This is a genomic window from Lactococcus ileimucosae, from assembly GCF_943193185.1.
In the GTDB taxonomy this organism is placed as follows: Bacteria; Bacillota; Bacilli; order Lactobacillales; family Streptococcaceae; genus Lactococcus; species Lactococcus ileimucosae.
The window spans coordinates 1-17666 of sequence record NZ_CALPDE010000030.1 but is presented as its reverse complement, the minus strand read 5'-3'; the positions used below and the strand labels follow the sequence as shown (position 1 = coordinate 17666).

Annotated in this window: 17 protein-coding genes and 2 tRNA genes; 15 read left to right on the top strand and 4 right to left on the bottom strand. The window is 38.3% G+C overall.

Features of this window, described 5'->3' with window-relative positions; genetic code table 11:
- Positions 1–84 precede the first annotated feature (84 nt).
- The 6 genes from NFR51_RS10005 (at position 85) to NFR51_RS09980 (ending at position 4372) form a co-directional block, all read left to right on the top strand.
- A tRNA-Glu gene (locus tag NFR51_RS10005) sits at positions 85–156 on the top strand.
- Between the two features lie 38 nt (positions 157–194).
- A tRNA-Asn gene (locus tag NFR51_RS10000) sits at positions 195–267 on the top strand.
- A gap of 67 nt (positions 268–334) precedes the next feature.
- Positions 335–1279 carry a tRNA modification radical SAM protein MnmL/YtqA gene (gene mnmL / locus NFR51_RS09995; protein ID WP_251713516.1) on the top strand — a complete coding sequence of 315 codons (945 nt, stop codon included), beginning with the start codon at positions 335–337 and terminating at the stop codon, positions 1277–1279.
- On the top strand, positions 1272–1811 hold the full coding sequence (mnmM, locus tag NFR51_RS09990; protein ID WP_251713515.1) for a tRNA 5-(aminomethyl)-2-thiouridylate-methyltransferase MnmM: 540 nt from the start codon (positions 1272–1274) through the stop codon (positions 1809–1811). Before mnmL ends, mnmM begins: the two co-directional genes overlap by 8 nt.
- Before the next feature lie 257 nt (positions 1812–2068).
- Positions 2069–2965, top strand: coding sequence for a GRP family sugar transporter (locus NFR51_RS09985; RefSeq protein ID WP_251713514.1), 897 nt, complete (start codon positions 2069–2071; stop codon positions 2963–2965).
- Positions 2966–2983: 18 nt separating this feature from the next.
- Complete coding sequence (locus NFR51_RS09980; RefSeq protein ID WP_251713513.1) at positions 2984–4372, top strand: APC family permease; 1389 nt, start codon at positions 2984–2986, stop codon at positions 4370–4372.
- 37 nt (positions 4373–4409) lie between these two features.
- On the opposite strand, the gene NFR51_RS09975 is transcribed toward NFR51_RS09980, so the two are convergent.
- Positions 4410–5696 carry a serine hydrolase gene (locus NFR51_RS09975; protein WP_251713512.1) on the bottom strand — a complete coding sequence of 429 codons (1287 nt, stop codon included), beginning with the start codon at positions 5694–5696 and terminating at the stop codon, positions 4410–4412.
- A gap of 300 nt (positions 5697–5996) precedes the next feature.
- Between NFR51_RS09975 and rpsL the strand changes: the two genes are divergently transcribed.
- The 6 genes from rpsL to purR all read left to right on the top strand — a co-directional run bounded on the left by rpsL (position 5997) and on the right by purR (position 12634).
- A complete protein-coding gene (gene rpsL, locus NFR51_RS09970) occupies positions 5997–6410 on the top strand; it encodes a 30S ribosomal protein S12 (protein ID WP_003133552.1) in 414 nt (137 codons plus the stop codon).
- Between the two features lie 19 nt (positions 6411–6429).
- A complete protein-coding gene (rpsG, locus tag NFR51_RS09965; RefSeq protein WP_202231624.1) occupies positions 6430–6897 on the top strand; it encodes a 30S ribosomal protein S7 in 468 nt (155 codons plus the stop codon).
- A gap of 210 nt (positions 6898–7107) precedes the next feature.
- Positions 7108–9051, top strand: coding sequence for an OPT/YSL family transporter (locus NFR51_RS09960; RefSeq protein ID WP_251713511.1), 1944 nt, complete (start codon positions 7108–7110; stop codon positions 9049–9051).
- Positions 9044–9412, top strand: a complete 369-nt coding sequence (locus NFR51_RS09955) for a PqqD family protein (protein ID WP_251713510.1) — start codon at positions 9044–9046, stop codon at positions 9410–9412. Before NFR51_RS09960 ends, NFR51_RS09955 begins: the two co-directional genes overlap by 8 nt.
- Before the next feature lie 142 nt (positions 9413–9554).
- Positions 9555–11645, top strand: a complete 2091-nt coding sequence (fusA, locus tag NFR51_RS09950; protein WP_251713509.1) for an elongation factor G — start codon at positions 9555–9557, stop codon at positions 11643–11645.
- A 173-nt stretch (positions 11646–11818) separates the two neighbouring features.
- Positions 11819–12634: a pur operon repressor gene (gene purR / locus NFR51_RS09945; RefSeq protein WP_251713508.1), complete on the top strand. Its 816-nt coding sequence runs from the start codon at positions 11819–11821 to the stop codon at positions 12632–12634.
- 209 nt (positions 12635–12843) lie between these two features.
- On the opposite strand, the gene lepB is transcribed toward purR, so the two are convergent.
- A complete protein-coding gene (gene lepB, locus NFR51_RS09940) occupies positions 12844–13518 on the bottom strand; it encodes a signal peptidase I (RefSeq protein ID WP_251713507.1) in 675 nt (224 codons plus the stop codon).
- Positions 13519–13520: 2 nt separating this feature from the next.
- A complete protein-coding gene (gene rnhC / locus NFR51_RS09935) occupies positions 13521–14408 on the bottom strand; it encodes a ribonuclease HIII (protein ID WP_251713506.1) in 888 nt (295 codons plus the stop codon).
- A gap of 180 nt (positions 14409–14588) precedes the next feature.
- Between rnhC and rplM the strand changes: the two genes are divergently transcribed.
- Positions 14589–15035: a 50S ribosomal protein L13 gene (gene rplM / locus NFR51_RS09930; RefSeq protein ID WP_202231496.1), complete on the top strand. Its 447-nt coding sequence runs from the start codon at positions 14589–14591 to the stop codon at positions 15033–15035.
- 16 nt (positions 15036–15051) lie between these two features.
- On the top strand, positions 15052–15444 hold the full coding sequence (gene rpsI, locus NFR51_RS09925) for a 30S ribosomal protein S9 (protein ID WP_003133537.1): 393 nt from the start codon (positions 15052–15054) through the stop codon (positions 15442–15444).
- Between the two features lie 104 nt (positions 15445–15548).
- Here the strand turns inward: rpsI and NFR51_RS09920 are convergent, their stop codons facing one another.
- Positions 15549–15776, bottom strand: a complete 228-nt coding sequence (locus tag NFR51_RS09920; RefSeq protein ID WP_251713505.1) for a hypothetical protein — start codon at positions 15774–15776, stop codon at positions 15549–15551.
- A 319-nt stretch (positions 15777–16095) separates the two neighbouring features.
- Between NFR51_RS09920 and cls the strand changes: the two genes are divergently transcribed.
- Complete coding sequence (gene cls / locus NFR51_RS09915) at positions 16096–17544, top strand: cardiolipin synthase (protein ID WP_251713504.1); 1449 nt, start codon at positions 16096–16098, stop codon at positions 17542–17544.
- The last annotated feature ends 122 nt before the right edge of the window (positions 17545–17666 follow it).

Genomic DNA, 17666 nt, shown 5'->3' with positions numbered 1-17666 from the left:
CGAACACAGAAGTTAAGTCCTATTACGCCGGATGTAGTTGGGGGTTGCCCCCTGCGAGATAGGGTAAATGCCAAGTTTCTATATGGTCCGTTGGTCAAGGGGTTAAGACACCGCCTTTTCACGGCGGTAACACGGGTTCGAATCCCGTACGGACTATATTGTTAATTCCCGATGTATAATCGGGTTTTATTTTATGCGGATTAGCTCAGTTGGTAGAGCGCACGACTGTTAATCGTGTTGTCGTCGGTTCGAGCCCGACATCCGCAGTAAGATGAATCAGCCATCGGCTGTTTTTTTGTTATAATGAAGTGTAAGTGAAGGAAATAGCTGTATAATGCAAAAAAGATATAGAACATGGAATGAATATTTACGAGAGACATTTGGAGAAAAAATCTTTAAGGTTCCTATTGATGCTGGGTTTGATTGTCCCAACCGTGATGGGACCGTTGCTCATGGTGGCTGTACTTTTTGTACTGTGTCTGGTTCTGGAGATCTTATTTTGGAGCCTGATGCACCAATTGCCGATCAGTTTAGGGTGGAAGTAGAATCATTTCATAAAAAGTGGCCAGGGGTTAAAAAATATATTGTGTATTTCCAAAATTTTACGAATACACATGCACCTGTTGAAGTTTTACGTGAACGCTTTGAAGAGGCAGTGAGTCAACCTAATGTAGTAGGGATTTCAATAGGTACGCGACCAGATTGTCTTCCGCCTGATGTGGTTGATTATTTAGCAGAGCTTAATAATCGTATGGAAGTTTGGATTGACTTAGGGCTCCAAACTACTTTTGAAAAAACGAGTGATTTAATTAATAGGGCGCATGATTATCAGACCTATACGGATGCAGTGGCTCGTTTGCGTGAACATAATATTAATGTTTGTGTGCATTTAATAAATGGTTTGCCTGGTGAAACGCGTGAAATGATGTTGGAAAATGTGCGGCGTATGATTTTGGATTCTGATATTCAAGGTGTGAAATTACACTTGCTGCACTTGATGAAGAATACTCGGATGCAACGTGATTACCACGAGGGACGTTTACAACTACTGTCTCAAAAAGAGTATGTTAACATTATTTGTGATCAACTTGAGTTGATTCCCAAACAAATAGTTATTCACCGTCTTACAGGTGATGCTCCTCGTGAAGCTTTAATAGGTCCAATGTGGTCCTTAAAAAAATGGGAAGTGTTGAATGCTATTGACCGCGAAATGGCGCATCGAGGATCTGTTCAAGGATGTAAAGATATTAGAAAAGTGGAGCCTGTTACTTATGCTTAAACCAATTGAAATGTCACATTACATGTTAGCTGAAATAATCAAAGCAGATGATACAGTAATTGATGCGACTATGGGAAATGGTTGGAACACTGCTTTTCTGGCTGCTCTAACAAATAATGTATATGCTTTTGATATTCAACAAGAAGCACTTTATTCTACGAGAAAATTATTGCAGGCAAGGGATTTGCAGGCGAAATTGATTTTGGATGGGCATGAAAACATAGATAAATACGTATCTGAACCCGTTAAAGCTGCTATTTTTAATTTAGGCTATCTTCCTCGAGCAGATAAATCAATTATCACACGTCCGAATACAACTTTAAAGGCTTTGGAGATATTAAAAGAAAAGCTCCTTCCTCAAGGTCGAATTATGCTTGTTATCTATTATGGACACGAGGGAGGAGAAGATGAAAAAGCTGCTGTTATAAATTGGGTAAGTGCCCTTCCCCAATCAGAATGGCAGGTCATGAGATACGAACCCCTAAATCAGATTCATAAGCCGCCATTTTTAGTCTGTATTGAGAAAATATAAGATACGTTTTGAGCGTGTTTTATTTTTTTGTATCCTTATAAGTTGAAAATGAACTATAAAGAGAGAATAAAGTGAATACAGTTGAAACAATAATTGATTCAAAATAGTGTTATCAAGTATTAGATTGTATCAAAAATATAGATAAAGCTTATTGGAAAGTATTGAAAATAAAAAAATATTTGAATACATTGCTATTTATCGATAATAATGGTAGAATAAGAAGATTTTTAGTTATTATTTATTTTTGGAGGAAGAAAATGGAAGGTATCTTACTTGCACTCGTCCCGATGTTTGCCTGGGGCTCCATTGGTTTTGTGTCAAATAAAATTGGGGGAACTGCCAAACAACAAACTTTAGGAATGACTTTTGGTGCATTCGTATTTGCTTTGCTTGTCTTTTTGGTGCATCAACCTCAACTTAGCCTACCTGTTTTTATTATTGGCTTTATCGGTGGACTTATTTGGGCGATTGGGCAGAGCGGTCAGTTTCATTCAATGAAATATCTTGGAGTATCTGTAGCTGGTCCATTATCAGCTGGCTCGCAACTTGTTCTAGCGTCTTTGATTGGGGTCTTTATTTTTCATGAATGGACGCAGAGTATTCAGTATACACTTGGTTTTATTGCAATTCTTGCTTTAATTGTTGGTTTTTATTTTTCTGCTAAACGAGATCCAGAAAATATCATTGCAGTCGAAAAGCATCACTATGCACGTGGTTTGATTAGCCTAGCTTATTCTACGTTGGCTTATGTTTCGTATGTGATTTTATTCAATAATTTATCAGCCCTTTGGTTTAACATTCATTTTGATACTTTGACAATCATTTTCCCAATGTCTATTGGAATGGTTATTGGTGCATTTATTTTATCAGCTGGTGATATTAAAATTGAAGCAGTGGTTTTCAAAAATATTTCCGTGGGCTTGATGTGGGGTGTCGGAAATGTATTTATGCTCCTTGCAGCATCAATGGCCGGGAATGCTATTGCCTTTTCATTTTCACAGCTTGGGGCAATTATTTCAACAATAGGTGGAATTCTCTTCCTCGGAGAGAAAAAAACAAAAAAAGAATTGGCTTATATCACAATAGGTACGATATTGTTTATCATTGGTGCAATTTTATTAGCTGTTGTAAAGTCGAAAGGAATTAATAATTGATCTATTCAAAGGAGTGATATGAACATTTTTCGTAAAAGAGTAGGCCAAGAAAAAAGTGAAATGAAGCGTACTCTTAATTCTATGGATTTAACGCTATTGGGCTTAGGCGCAATGGTTGGAGCGGGAATATTCACTTTAACGGGTATGGGAGTTGCTTTGATCGCAGGCCCTTCTCTTATGATATCCATTATTATTGCTGGAGTAGCTGTGGGGCTTTCGGCTTTGATTTTTGCAGAATTTGCTTCACGGGTTCCAAGTCATGGAGGACCTTATGGCTACATTTATGCAACTTTTGGAGAGTTTCCAGCTTGGATAGTAGGTTGGCTTTTAGCAATTGAGTTTTTTACAACGATATCAATTGTAGCTAAATCATGGAGTGGTTATTTTAAAGGATTGCTTCATTTGCAACTGCCTCCCCTGTTCAACGGTCCACTGGGATCTACCTCAGGATTTTCTATTGATTTGATTCCTGTATTTGTTGTGGCAGCAGTATCTATTATGATTTTCTTGAATGCTCGAACAGTTTCACATTTGAATAACACGTTGGTTGTTTTAAAATTTTCGGCATTGATTATTTTTGTTATTGCTGGACTTTTTTACCTGGAACCAGCAAACTGGTCTAATTTTGCACCCTTCGGTTTAGGTTCTCTGATTGGTGGTCAAACAGGTATTTTACCGGGAGCTTCAATCCTTTTCATCGCCTTTATCGGTTATGAAACAGTATCAACAGCAGTTGATGAAGCAGAAAATCCAAGACGGAATATCCCTTATGGAGTTATTAGTTCACTTTTTGTTGCTGTGACCCTCTATGTTATTGTCACATTGGTGCTTACAGGAACAGTGCCTTACTATAAGTTGAATGTTACGAACTCCATTGCCTTTGCTCTTACTTATCTTGGTGTAGAGTGGGCAGCGACCTATGTTTCAATTATCGCCATCATTACCTTACTCAGCGTGGCTCTCGCAATGTCTTATGCTTTGTCACGCTTACTTTACTCAATGAGTCGTGATGGACTTTTACCGAAGAAACTGAGTAAAATATCTGCGAAACACCAGATACCAGTTAACTCAACTTTATTCATTGGGAGTATTTCATTACTCATTGCTGGATTTGTTCCAATGACTATTCTTGGTCAATTTTTGAGTTTGTCTACGTTGCTTTATTTGATAATTTTAGCGTTCGGTTTGTTGAAGCTACGCAAGGATCACGGACTTCCGCAAGCTAATGAATTTAAAACACCTATGGTGCCTTTCTTGCCTGTCTTATCAATTCTTATCAATGGTTTTTTGATTGTTCATTATCACGTGAGAATATGGCTTTTATTGGTTGTTTTATTGGGAGTAGCAACGCTACTTTACTTTGTTTATAGTTACCAACACTCAAAACTGGAGCAGAATACAAAATAAAAAAGGATTTTCCTAGTATGTTGGAAATCCTTTTTAATTAAAGTTTTTCATTTACAAAGCGGACAAAGCTATTCCACATAACAACAAAGATATTTGCACGTGTGACATCATTTTCAGCTGTGAGTGGAAAATGATGACCAGAAAATCCAGGAAGATAACCTAGATTATCTTTTTGAACTGCAGTAGCTTGAACCAGCTCCTCTCCTTTTTTAATCGGGGCTTCAATAGCTGTCTGAGCCTTTTTATCAAAGGAAATAGAAATTGCATTTGCATCCGCGGTACCGCCCTTAAAAGGAACAACAGCAGAAAAATCTTCTCCGGCTACAAGGTTAATAGTATTTTTCTTTCCATCCTGTACAGGAAGACTTGGAAATTCACTAATCTGATTTCCTTTATCAGCAATCCGTATCTTGGTCCATGAGGCATAGACTTGGTTCATAAGACTATTTGTTAAGCTAAAAGGAGTAGAATTATCTTCTGAAGAATTTTTACTCTCTAGAACAACGGTAATAATACGGAAACCATTCTGTACAGTTGTTGCAGCAAAACAATCCACATAAAACGAAGTTGAACCTGTTTTTAAACCGTCAACGCCAGCGCGTGTTGTTGCAAAGCCAGGCAACATCTGATTCGTATTTGACAAAGTTGTTTCAGACTGTCCACCTTTATCAAATTCAAGTTCTGTTTTTTCAGTAATTTTTAATATCTCAGGGTAATCTTTGAGGAGATGGGTACACATGATGGCAACGTCTTGAGCACTCATTGTGTTGGCATCGTTTTCAGTAGAACCTGGATAAATATTTTCACCGAGTTCACTATTTGGGAGTCCAGAAGAAGAATAAAGTTTAGCATCTGTAATTCCCCATTCTTTAAGCTGGGCCATCATCATGTCAACAAATTTTGGTTCAGAACCGGCTATTTTTTCTGCCAGAGCTATGGCTGCTGAATTGGCTGAAGGGAGAAGCAAAGCATTAAGCAAATCTTTGACTGTAATTTCTGTTCCTTCTGCAAGGGGAATATTACTAGCGTTGCTATTCATTGTTAAATTGTAAGCATAGTCAGAAATAGGTACTTTTGTATCCCAAGCAATTTTTTTCTCATCTACACTTTTATAAACCAGATAGGCAGTTAAAAGCTTGGTGATTGAAGCAATACGTGTGCTAGAATCTGTGGCATTTTGACTGTAAAGAATTTTTCCGCTACTTGCATCAACTGCAATAGAAGATTTAGCCGATACAGAAAAGTCTTCAGCTTGAACACTTATGGTAGTCAAAGGGGAGAATAAAAGCAATAAGGAAAGGAAGATAATCAAGATTTTTTTCATGTTTCCATTATAACATAGACGAGGCTAGGTCAGGTCATGAGTTGAAAAGTGCCTTACTTTTTGAAAGGACAAAGACTAAAGTTGACAGAGTTACCAAAATTTGATACAATACTGAACGGTACTTTTTATATTTGGTCCTAATAAGGAGAACTTGTATAAGTTGCCAAACTTCTTGTCAGAACTTGGATTAAGCGACCATATACTGACATTCCAACTTTATAAAAAAACAGAAAGGATTGTTTATCCGTTTTATTTCGCTTTGCGGTTCTCCGTAAATAAAAAGGATAAGCAGACAGAAAAATGCCTACTATTAACCAATTGGTGCGTAAAGGTCGTCACTCTAAAGTGGAAAAATCTAACTCACCTGCATTGAACATCGGCTACAACAGTCGTAAAAAGCTCCAAACTAAAGTAGCAAGCCCACAAAAACGTGGTGTTGCGACTCGTGTTGGAACAATGACTCCGAAAAAACCTAACTCAGCGCTCCGTAAATTCGCTCGTGTACGTTTGTCTAACCTTATCGAGGTTACAGCATACATCCCAGGTATCGGTCATAACTTGCAAGAACACAGCGTAGTTCTTCTTCGCGGTGGTCGTGTAAAAGACTTACCAGGGGTACGTTACCACATTGTTCGTGGTGCACTTGATACAGCTGGTGTAACAGATCGTAAACAAAGCCGTTCTAAATACGGTACTAAAAAACCAAAGGCGTAATTGAAAGGAGATAAGAAGAATGCGTAAAAATCGTGCCCCAAAACGTGAAGTTTTGGCAGATCCAGTGTACAACTCAGTAGTAGTAACACGTCTTATCAACCGCGTTATGCTTGATGGTAAACGTGGCGTTTCTACAAATATCGTTTACGGAGCTTTCAAACAAATCGAAGAAGCTACTGGAAACAACCCACTTGAAGTTTTTGAAACAGCTATGGAAAATATCATGCCTGTTCTTGAAGTTCGTGCGCGTCGTGTTGGTGGTTCTAACTATCAAGTCCCAGTTGAAGTTCGTCCAGAACGTCGTACAACTCTTGGACTCCGTTGGTTGGTGACTATTGCTCGTAAACGTGGTGAGCACACAATGCAAGATCGTCTTGCAAAAGAAATTCTCGATGCTGCAAACAATACTGGTGCAGCAGTTAAGAAACGTGAAGACACACATAAAATGGCAGAAGCAAACCGTGCGTTCGCTCACTTCCGTTGGTAAAAAAATTGACTTTAGTCTTAATTTTGTAAAAAATCTCGATCAAAAAGGTCGAGGTTTTTTTCATTATTTTTAAAATAATGAAAAATACTAATCATTTTAATAACAAAAAATTACTAAAATCATATAAATGTGTTGCTGATTTATTGAAATTGTAGTAGAATAGAGCGAAAACACTTTCAAATAAGAAATATAAGGAGTATATTGAACATCATGAAAAAATTGTCTAAGACCGCCTATGGCGGCATCGCAGGGAAAGATTATGTCCCTTACGAAGATGGACGCAAAAAGAGTGCTGGCAACCCCGTTGTAGTTATTATTGGTATTATTTTAGCGATTCTCTTTGCAGCATCTACAGCATATTCGGGAATGCGTGCAGGGTTGACAGTGGCTGCTGGTATCCCAGGTGCTATTCTCGGGTCAGGACTTTTGTCTATTTTTATCCGTAAAAACAACTTCCTCATGAAGAATATTCTTCAATCAATGGCAACTGGTGGTGAATCAATTGCTTCGGGACTTATCTTTGTATTGCCCTCTGTTATTCTCATTGGACAACAGGTAACTTTCTTTGAAGGTGTTATTGTTGGTGTTGCTGCCGTTCTTGTATCGCTTGGTATCTTGTCATTTGTGCAAGATTATCTCTTGGTAGAAGAGCATGGAACACTTGTTTATCCGGAAGCAATGGCTATCTCAGAAACACTTGTTGCTTCGTCAACAGGTGGGAACTCACTTAAATACATGGGAATTGGTTTCAGTGTAGGTGGTATTATTACAGCTTTCACATCAGCAGTTTTTGGTGTTATTAACAATGTTGTAAGCTACACAAATGAAACATTCTACAAATGGAAACTTGAGATTGAAGTAAATCCTATGCTAGCAGCTATTGGATTTATTGTTGGTCTTGAAGTTGCCGTAATGATGTTTGCGGGATCTATTCTTGCGAACTTTGGTATCGTTCCATTGATTGGCTACTTTTCAGATATGGCTGGCGGTGGTCATAATGTTTGGAACGACACTTCAATCACGATTCAAGCAATGGATTTTGCAGCTATTTCAGGTTCATATGTAAGATATATTGGTGCAGGTATGATGATTTCTGGTGGTATGATTGGTGCTATCCGTCTTATCCCTACAATTATCAATTCTGTAAAAGCAACTCTTGAAGGCCGTAAGAATGCTGAAGCTGGCGAACGTGATTCACTTGGTATCTTTGCTATCCTTATTGGTATTGTTGCAACATTTATCGTTGGTTTCCTTATCTCTGGTGGGAATATTGCGATGGCTTTCATTGCAGGTATTTTGTCAATCATTCTCTCAATGTTATTCATCATCGTTGCGGGGCGTTTGACTGGTACGATTGGTACCTCTAACTTACCTGTATCCGGTATGACAATTGCCTCACTTGTTATCATGACTTTAGTCTTCTTGGTAATGGGTTGGACATCTGATAACGATCTAAAATCACTCTTGCTCTTTGGTACTTTCATCGTTGTAGCGATTTCTGTAGCTGGTGGTTACACACAAGCACAAAAAGTTACATTCATTACGGGTGGTAATAAATATGAGGTACGCCGTTTCTTCCTCGTTGCTGCTGTTCTTGGGGTTGTTGTCGTAACAGGGGTTATTGTATTACTTAGTGACCAGCTAGCTTTAACAGGTGATGCAGCACAGTTTGCATTGCCACAGGCCAACTTGATGGCAACGTTGACGGATGGTATCATTGGTGGAGAACTCCCATGGCATATGATTATTGCAGGTATCGTGTTTGGTATTATTCTTTACATGATTAAAGTTCCAGTTATGACTTTTGCGATTGGTTTCTACCTCCCAATTTCAACAACATCAATTATTTTAGTTGGTGCATTGGTTCGTGTTTTGATTGGAATCCTCAGTAAAAAAGATACCGAAGCAGTGCAAGAAGAACGCATGTCATCAGGTGTTTCTCTCTCATCTGGTTTAGTTGCTGGAGCATCTATCATTGGATTGTTGGGGATTATTCTTCAAGTTACAGGTGTTGTAACGCCTGGAACACCGACAGGTTTCCTCGGTTCCAACAGTATGGCTTGGATTCTCATGCTAATCTTAGTTGTTGCAATCGTAGTACCTCTGATGTCTGTCAAAAAAGCTTCGACATCTTCCAAAACTGAAAATGAATAACAAGAAAAAAGAAGAAATCTCAGATAAAAATTTGAATATGGTTTTCCGAAAAAAAGACAAAGTGCTGTTTGAATGGCATGAAGGTCGAATTCGGATTTATAAAGATCAAAAACATTGGACACAAAATCTCATGCGTAAGATGGGTGCAAAAATACCTCAGCGTACCTATATGTCTTTGGATGAATATGGTACACTTGTCTTTAGTATGATTGATGGAAAAACTACTGTAAAAGAGATAGGAGAAGCACTGAGTACCCAGTATGAGGAGGCTTCTCAACAGCTCTATGAACGGCTTTTCCTTTATCTCAATCATTTAGAAACTGTTGAAAGATGGATTGAGATTGTTGACAAAGGGGAGTAATCTCCTTTTTCTTTTGTTTTATTTTTGGAAGAATTAGATGAATTTTTCTCAAAAATATCGGAAAGGTAAAAATAGAACTATAAAAACCTTGATTATTATGATATAATGGGGTGTAAAACTAAAAATTAACTAGGAGAAAACTATGGCTCGCGAATTTTCACTTGAAAATACTCGTAATATCGGTATCATGGCTCACGTCGATGCCGGTAAAACAACTACCACTGAACGTGTCCTTTACTATACTGGTAAAATTCACAAAATCGGTGAAACGCACGAAGGTGCATCACAAATGGACTGGATGGAGCAAGAACAAGAACGTGGTATCACTATCACTTCTGCTGCAACAACTGCCCAATGGAAAGGCAATCGTGTAAACATTATCGATACACCGGGTCACGTGGACTTCACGATTGAAGTACAACGTTCACTCCGCGTCCTTGACGGTGCGGTAACAGTACTTGATGCTCAATCAGGTGTTGAACCACAAACTGAAACAGTTTGGCGTCAGGCAACTGAATATAAAGTTCCACGTATCGTCTTTGCGAACAAAATGGATAAAGTTGGTGCTGATTTCTTCTACTCACTTTCTACATTACATGATCGTTTGGGTGCCAACGCTCATCCAATCCAAATTCCAATTGGTTCTGAAGAAGATTTCGTAGGGATCATTGACTTGGTAACTATGCGTGCAGAAATCTATACTAACGACCTTGGTACAGATATCCGTGATGAAGAAATTCCAGCAGAATACAAAGAACAAGCTGAAGAATGGCGTACAAAACTCATTGAAGCTGTTGCTGAAACAGACGAAGATTTGATGGAAAAATACTTTGCCGGTGAAGAAATCACTGAAGCAGAGTTGAAAGCTGCTATTCGTAAAGCAACAATCAATGTTGAGTTCTACCCAATGCTTGCAGGTTCTGCCTTCAAGAACAAAGGTGTTCAAATGATGCTTGATGCGGTTATTGACTACCTCCCAAGCCCATTGGATATTCCTGCAATCAAAGGTGTTAACCCGGATACAGATGAAGAAGACGAACGCCCAGCCTCTGATGAAGCACCGTTTGCAGCACTCGCCTTCAAGATTATGACTGACCCATTCGTTGGACGTCTTTCATTCTTCCGTGTTTACTCAGGGACATTGGATGCCGGCTCATACGTGTTGAACACATCTAAAGGTAAACGTGAACGTATCGGACGTATTCTTCAAATGCATGCGAACACACGTCAAGAAATCCAAACAGTTTATGCTGGTGATATTGCTGCCGCTGTTGGTTTGAAAAATACAACAACTGGTGACTCATTGACTGATGAAAAAGCAAAAATTATCCTTGAGTCTATTGACGTTCCAGAACCAGTTATCCAACTTTCTGTTGAACCTAAATCTAAAGCTGATCAAGATAAAATGGGTGTTGCCCTTACTAAATTGGCAGAAGAAGATCCAACATTCCGCGTTGAAACAAACGTTGAAACTGGTGAAACGGTTATCTCTGGTATGGGTGAACTTCACCTTGACGTCCTTGTTGACCGTATGAAACGTGAATTCAAAGTTGAAGCTAATGTTGGTGCGCCTCAAGTATCATACCGTGAAACTTTCCGTGCACCTACTCAAGCACGTGGATTCTTCAAACGTCAATCAGGGGGTAAAGGTCAATACGGTGACGTATGGATCGAATTCACACCGAATGAAGAAGGTGCTGGTTTCGAATTTGAAAATGCTATCGTCGGTGGTGTGGTTCCACGTGAATTCGTGCCTGCCGTTGAAAAAGGTTTAGTAGAAACTATGGCTAACGGTGTCCTTGCAGGTTACCCAATGGTTGATATTAAAGCTAAACTTTACGATGGTTCATATCACGATGTCGATTCATCAGAAACTGCCTTCAAGGTTGCGGCTTCACTTGCTATGAAAGAAGCTGCTAAGACTGCACAACCTGCAATCCTTGAACCAATGATGAAAGTTGTCATCACCGTTCCTGAAGAAAACCTCGGTGATGTTATGGGTCACGTGACAGCGCGTCGTGGACGTGTAAACAGCATGGAAGCACATGGTAAATCACAAATCGTTAATGCATTTGTACCACTTGCTGAAATGTTTGGTTATGCAACTACACTTCGTTCAGCTTCACAAGGTCGTGGTACATTCATGATGACATTTGACCACTACGAAGACGTACCTAAGTCAGTACAAGAAGAAATCATCAAGAAAAACGGTCGCGGTGGTGACGCAGAATAATCTTTGATTGTTTCAGTTAATATGTAAAGCAGAATCTAAAATAGATTTTGCTTTTTTTGTTCAGGATATTCATATCAGAAACCAGAATACTTCTCTTTGCAGTAGTTTTTTCACTTGATTGTTCGGTTTTTCTAAGTTATAATTAAATTGTTAAAAGGAAAAGGGTGAATAATATGAAAAGAAACGAACGATTAGTGGATTTTACAAATTTTTTACTAAATAGACCTAATAGAATGTTGAATCTTAATGAAATTAGCAAGCGTTACGAAGTTGCCAAGTCCTCTATTTCGGAAGACCTCGTTTTCATCAAACGCGTCTTTGAAAATCAAAATATTGGAATTGTTGAAACTTTTCCTGGAAGTTTAGGTGGAGTGCGTTTCACACCTCATATTTCAGATGAAGTTTCTCGTGAACGTGCAATGGAACTCGCCGATCTCTTACGGGAGGAAAATCGTATCTTACCTGGAGGTTATATCTATCTCTCAGATATCTTAGGTCATCCAGCTAATTTAAAAAAAATCGGACAGATTATTGCTCATGAATATTGCGAAAAACAGATTGATGTTGTTATGACTATCGCAACAAAAGGGATTCCCATCGCACAGTCTGTTGCTGAAATCTTGGATGCACCCTTTGTTATCGTTCGTCGAGACCCTAAAGTCACTGAGGGAGCAACACTAAATGTGAACTATATGTCAGGGTCAAGCAGTCGTGTCGAAAATATGACTCTTTCTAAACGCAGTTTATCTATTGGTCAAAGTGTCTTGATTGTTGATGATTTTATGAAAGGGGCAGGAACAATCAATGGTATGAAGAGTCTTGTTTATGAATTTGACTGCTTCTTGGCAGGTGTGGCTGTCTTTCTTGAAGGACCTTTTAAAGGAAAGCGTTTAGTAGATGATTATAAATCCATCCTAAAGGTGGATAAAATAGATGTGGCTAAACGTTCCATCGAAGTAGAACTGGGTAATATATTTGAAGAAAAGTAAAGATAATAAAAAGTGAGCTTGGGTTTTATTACCGAAGCTTTTTTCGTTTAGGAGAAGTTCCTGCTTTATCCGTCGAGAGCTGGAATAAAGAATTCCCAATTTAATTGACCGCTCTTTTTTTCATCAGAGGAGAACAGTAAGCTCATTACACTTTCTCTTTTTGGGAGATTTAGAATATAAAAAAAGCTTTGTCTAGCTTGACAAAGCTTTTAATTCAGGGTAGAAATTTTATTTAGCGGCCAGATACGAAACACGGTACGACCGACAATCTCGGAACGTTTAAAAGTCCCAACAGCGCGACTATCTCTTGAGACGATACGATTATCGCCTAAGAGAAGATATTCTCCCTCAGGTACTTTAATGGTGAAAGTCGGATTTCCTGTTGTATCTGTTGTAAAGGCTTGGGACTGTTGTGCCAGTTGAACGAAGTAAGCACGATTTGCTTCCGAGAGTTCAGAGGTTAACGCATAATTCTGATAGGTCTTTTCCAGTTCGCCATCTGATAATTGCTTCTTGAAATCTGCCAAATATGGTTCGTCTGTTTTTTGACCATTGATATAAAGCTGATCATTATCAAATTTTATCTCATCACCTGGCATTCCAACCACACGTTTAACAACATCTTTGGTTTCAGTTTGACCATTTATTGACTCAGTCTCTTTAGCAACTACAATATCAAAACGATTAATGCTTGCCGTTTTGATAAGAACAAGGCGCTGTTTATCTGCCAAGGTCGGATCCATGGAGTGACCATCTACAACAACGAGTGACCAGATGAAGATTCGAGATAAGATAGCAATGGTTATAATTGCTAAAAAGATGCCCCATTCTTTGAGGAAGCGCATGAAAGCGTTAGGTTGCGTATTTTTTCTAGTGTTTTCCATATTTAACTTTCTATTATTTGAGCTAGATTTATTGCTTTTTTTGTATTTGCAAAATGTAGTTTGGCATATTTTTCTAAACTTTCTGGACCACTGTGATGAACGATTTTCGCCGCGACATAATCAGAATTTTTTCCAGCTCCACTTGGCAACTGCATCCCAGATTCTAGAGAAAGTGCTTTGAGATTCTTCAAGAAAAGATAGCGTGCGATAATAGAACTACAGGCAACAGCTAAAAACTGATCCTCAGCCTTGGTCAAAAGAGTAACTTTCCCAGCGACCTTATTTTTTTCAGCACTTAAGTATTTTTGATAATTTTTCTCACTTGTAAAAGCATCAATAATTATGTGGTCAATGGGTTCAGACACATGTTGCTCAAGCAGGTGTATTGCTTGATTATGCAAGGCAACTTTGATACTTACAGCGTTATAACCTGATGCAATCACTTTGTTATATTTCATAGGTTCTACTATCAAAGGGACATGGAGAATATGTGCCATCAATTGTGGAGCAATTTGACAAATTTTGCTATCATTCAACTTTTTAGAATCAGTGACACCCAAATTCTTTAAAAAGAGGACGTCCTTATCGGAGATAAAACTTGCTACAACGACAAGTGGACCAAAGTAGGAGCCATTCCCAACTTCATCTGTACCTATTATATTAGCTTGCTGCTTGGGCTGTGCAGTAGCTGTATATCCAAATTGATGCGCGATGTTTTCTGCCTCTTCCCCCTGAAAGACAACTTTTCCAGAATTGTAAACAGAAATAGTGGCTTTGGGCAGTTTAGCATAAAAAGTGATATATTGATTTTTTGATGCTTTCTTGTATTTATTGAATTTGAGAAAAAGTTTGTCCAACATTTTTCGATTTAGGGTAAGCACTACATTCATGATAATAGTTTAACATAAAAGCAAAAAAATTAAAAATGAATCTTGACAATACTTGATATATATGATAACATGATAAACGGTATTGTTTACCCCATTTTTGTGGCCCCGGAAACCCAAAAATATCTACAGGACTTTTACACCTGACGTAAACAAATTCTAAGTAAAGGAAACTTAACCCAAATGATGAAAACAACATTCATGGCTAACGCTTCAAACGTTGACCGTAAATGGTACGTGGTTGATGCAACTGATGTACCCCTTGGTCGTTTGTCAGCCGTAGTTGCTAGCGTACTTCGCGGTAAAAACAAACCAACATTCACTCCACATACAGATACAGGCGATTTTGTTATCGTTATCAATGCTGAAAAAGTAAAACTTACTGGTAACAAAGCAGCGGATAAAGTTTACTATCGTCACAGCCTTCATCCAGGCGGCTTGAAATCAATCACTGCTGGTGAACTCCGTGAGAAAAACGCTGTACGTTTGATTGAAAAATCAGTTAAAGGTATGCTTCCACACAACACTCTTGGACGTGCTCAAGGCATGAAACTTAAAGTGTTTGTTGGTGGTGAACACACACATGCAGCACAAAAACCTGAAGTTCTTGATATTTCAGGTCTTATCTAAGGAGGGAACGCACTAAATGGCACAAGTACAATATGCTGGCACAGGACGCCGTAAAAATTCAGTTGCTCGTGTACGTCTCGTACCCGGCACAGGTAAAATCGTAATTAATAAACGTGATGTAGAAGACTACATCCCACAAGCAGCACTTCGCCTTGTTATCAACCAACCATTTGCAGCTACACAAACTGAAGGTAGCTACGACACGCTCGTAAACGTAAACGGTGGTGGTGTATCAGGTCAATCAGGAGCTATCCGTCACGGTATCGCTCGTGCATTGCTTGAAGTGGATCCAGACTTCCGTGGTGCTTTGAAACGCGCTGGCTTGCTTACACGTGATGCTCGTATGGTTGAACGTAAAAAAGCTGGTCTTAAGAAAGCCCGTAAAGCTTCACAATTCTCAAAACGTTAATCTGTTTCAGATATACCAAGGTTTTGGACTATTATTTGGTGGAAATTGGTGTAAAAATCGATTTTTCTATCAATATAAAAATAAAAGCAAAAGACATCAGTATTTTACTGGTGTCTTTTTGATATAAAACTATTTGCCTTAGGAATGTGTTTATATAAAGTATCATACTCTTTGACATATACATCATAGAAGTAGAATGCATTTTTAAATGCCCCACCGAAATCTAATATTTCTATCGTTCCTTGTAGCGCCTCGCCATTGAAGTTAAATTTAACTTTTTGTCCTCTAAAATATTTCATCGGCTGAAATCTATAGTTGTTTTTAAAAGTCATCTGTGTCTTGCTGTGGCTTTTTAGTGCTATCAATTCCTTGTCAAATCATGTGTGACTTTGCAACTCCGATATAAGCAAGGGATTCTGGGCTGGCCTGCGTGTTGAATTTCGCTATAAGGTAAAGTTAGTAACCTGTGCCTTTTAAATCGCTTTTCGTATTCCTTCATGCATTTCAGAAACATCAGTGTTTCCGTACTTTTATCTCATAAATTTATAGACTAGAAAATTTCTGTTTATCTAACAGTGAATATCCTTCTAAATTTGGTATAATTGAGTGAACATTGTTATTTTATAGAGAGCTTTTAGGGAGAAACAATTTATGCCACTTGCGACAATTTATAGTTTTATTGGAATGCTGATTATGATTAATACGGTACTCGCGCTTGTGACGATTTTTAGAAAACCGAGATCAATTTCGAGCATTTTAGCCTGGTTCATGTTTTTAGTTTTCTTACCAGGTATTGGTTTCCTTGGCTATCTTTTTTTGGGAAGAGGACTAGATCGAACAACTGTACGTCGTTTTGAAGAGGAGAATAAATATAATTTATCCATTCTGGGTCAGCGAGTGCATGAAAATAACCAAAAGTTTGCTCCGAAAGAAATGGCACCTCATGAAAAACTTCTTAAGCGGTATTTTAACAATATGGAACGTACGCCTTTATGTCGAGGTAATAGTGTCAATTTTTATCTTGATGGTAAAGAAAAATTTACAGCTTTATTTGAAGATATAAAAAATGCTAAAGATAATATCCATGTGGAGTATTATGCTTTTTTCAGTGACAAAATTGGCACCCTCTTTCGTGATCATCTGATTTCCAAAGCTAAAGAAGGCGTTGAAGTTAGAGTAGTGTATGATCCATGGGGCGGAAAAACAAAGAGAGATTTTTTCAAACCCTTAGAAGAAGCTGGTGGAAAGGTTACAGCCTTTATCACTTCACGTAATGCTCTGATGAAAACGCGCCTCAACTATCACTTGCACCGTAAAATTGTCGTCATTGATGGTCAAATTGGATGGACAGGTGGTTTTAATGTTGGGGATCAATATATATATAACAGTAAAAAATTTGGTTTTTGGCGAGATACTCATGGACGAATTGTTGGAACCGCAGCCTTTGGTCTCCAAGAAACCTTTATCCGAGATTGGAATGTTTCCGTTAAAAATCCTAAAGATAAGCTTGAACGCAAAGACAATTATTTCGTAGTACCAGAGGACAGCGGAAATATTGATATTCAAATCGTTACAAATGGACCAGAGAGCGACAATAAAACACTGCGTACCGGCTTTATCAAAATGATTATGGATGCTGAGGACTATATCTGGATTCAGTCCCCCTACCTCATTCCGGATGACCCAATGATAACAGCTCTTGTAGCAGCAGCTAATTCAGGTGTAGATGTAAAAATTATGATTCCCGATATGCCTGATCATCCCTTTATTTTCCGAGCAACACAATATTATGCAAACTACCTTCACAAACACGGTGTCCAAATTTACAATTATACGAATGGATTCATCCACTCAAAAACACTCGTAATGGATGGAAAGCTAGGTGTATTTGGTACAACTAATCAAGATATAAGAAGCTATGAGTTAAATTTTGAAGTCAGTGCTTTTTGTTACGATGAAGGAGTAGCTAAGGAAATGAAAAGAACATTTGAAGTGGATTTGGAAAAATCAACGCTTCTCACAGACAAGGCTCTTGCACAGCAATCACTCTGGCTTAAGATAAAACAAAACTTTTCACGATTACTGAGCCCGATATTGTAGATTCTCTAAAGAGACACTTCTTGTGTCTTTTTTTATCTCTAGAAAAGAAACGCGACAACAGCGGGCTTAAACCGGCCGATCTTAAAAAAAGAGGAGGAAAAGGTTATTTTATTCTTGACAAG

Bases quoted from the DNA above. Each gene is read 5' to 3' on its own strand.
- mnmL (WP_251713516.1), top strand. From the start codon at position 335: ATGCAAAAAAGATATAGAACATGGAATGAATATTTACGAGAGACATTT.
- mnmM (WP_251713515.1), top strand. From the start codon at position 1,272: ATGCTTAAACCAATTGAAATGTCACATTACATGTTAGCTGAAATAATC.
- NFR51_RS09985 (WP_251713514.1), top strand. From the start codon at position 2,069: ATGGAAGGTATCTTACTTGCACTCGTCCCGATGTTTGCCTGGGGCTCC.
- NFR51_RS09980 (WP_251713513.1), top strand. From the start codon at position 2,984: ATGAACATTTTTCGTAAAAGAGTAGGCCAAGAAAAAAGTGAAATGAAG.
- NFR51_RS09975 (WP_251713512.1), bottom strand. From the start codon at position 5,696: ATGAAAAAAATCTTGATTATCTTCCTTTCCTTATTGCTTTTATTCTCC.
- rpsL (WP_003133552.1), top strand. From the start codon at position 5,997: ATGCCTACTATTAACCAATTGGTGCGTAAAGGTCGTCACTCTAAAGTG.
- rpsG (WP_202231624.1), top strand. From the start codon at position 6,430: ATGCGTAAAAATCGTGCCCCAAAACGTGAAGTTTTGGCAGATCCAGTG.
- NFR51_RS09960 (WP_251713511.1), top strand. From the start codon at position 7,108: ATGAAAAAATTGTCTAAGACCGCCTATGGCGGCATCGCAGGGAAAGAT.
- NFR51_RS09955 (WP_251713510.1), top strand. From the start codon at position 9,044: ATGAATAACAAGAAAAAAGAAGAAATCTCAGATAAAAATTTGAATATG.
- fusA (WP_251713509.1), top strand. From the start codon at position 9,555: ATGGCTCGCGAATTTTCACTTGAAAATACTCGTAATATCGGTATCATG.
- purR (WP_251713508.1), top strand. From the start codon at position 11,819: ATGAAAAGAAACGAACGATTAGTGGATTTTACAAATTTTTTACTAAAT.
- lepB (WP_251713507.1), bottom strand. From the start codon at position 13,518: ATGGAAAACACTAGAAAAAATACGCAACCTAACGCTTTCATGCGCTTC.
- rnhC (WP_251713506.1), bottom strand. From the start codon at position 14,408: ATGAATGTAGTGCTTACCCTAAATCGAAAAATGTTGGACAAACTTTTT.
- rplM (WP_202231496.1), top strand. From the start codon at position 14,589: ATGATGAAAACAACATTCATGGCTAACGCTTCAAACGTTGACCGTAAA.
- rpsI (WP_003133537.1), top strand. From the start codon at position 15,052: ATGGCACAAGTACAATATGCTGGCACAGGACGCCGTAAAAATTCAGTT.
- NFR51_RS09920 (WP_251713505.1), bottom strand. From the start codon at position 15,776: ATGACTTTTAAAAACAACTATAGATTTCAGCCGATGAAATATTTTAGA.
- cls (WP_251713504.1), top strand. From the start codon at position 16,096: ATGCCACTTGCGACAATTTATAGTTTTATTGGAATGCTGATTATGATT.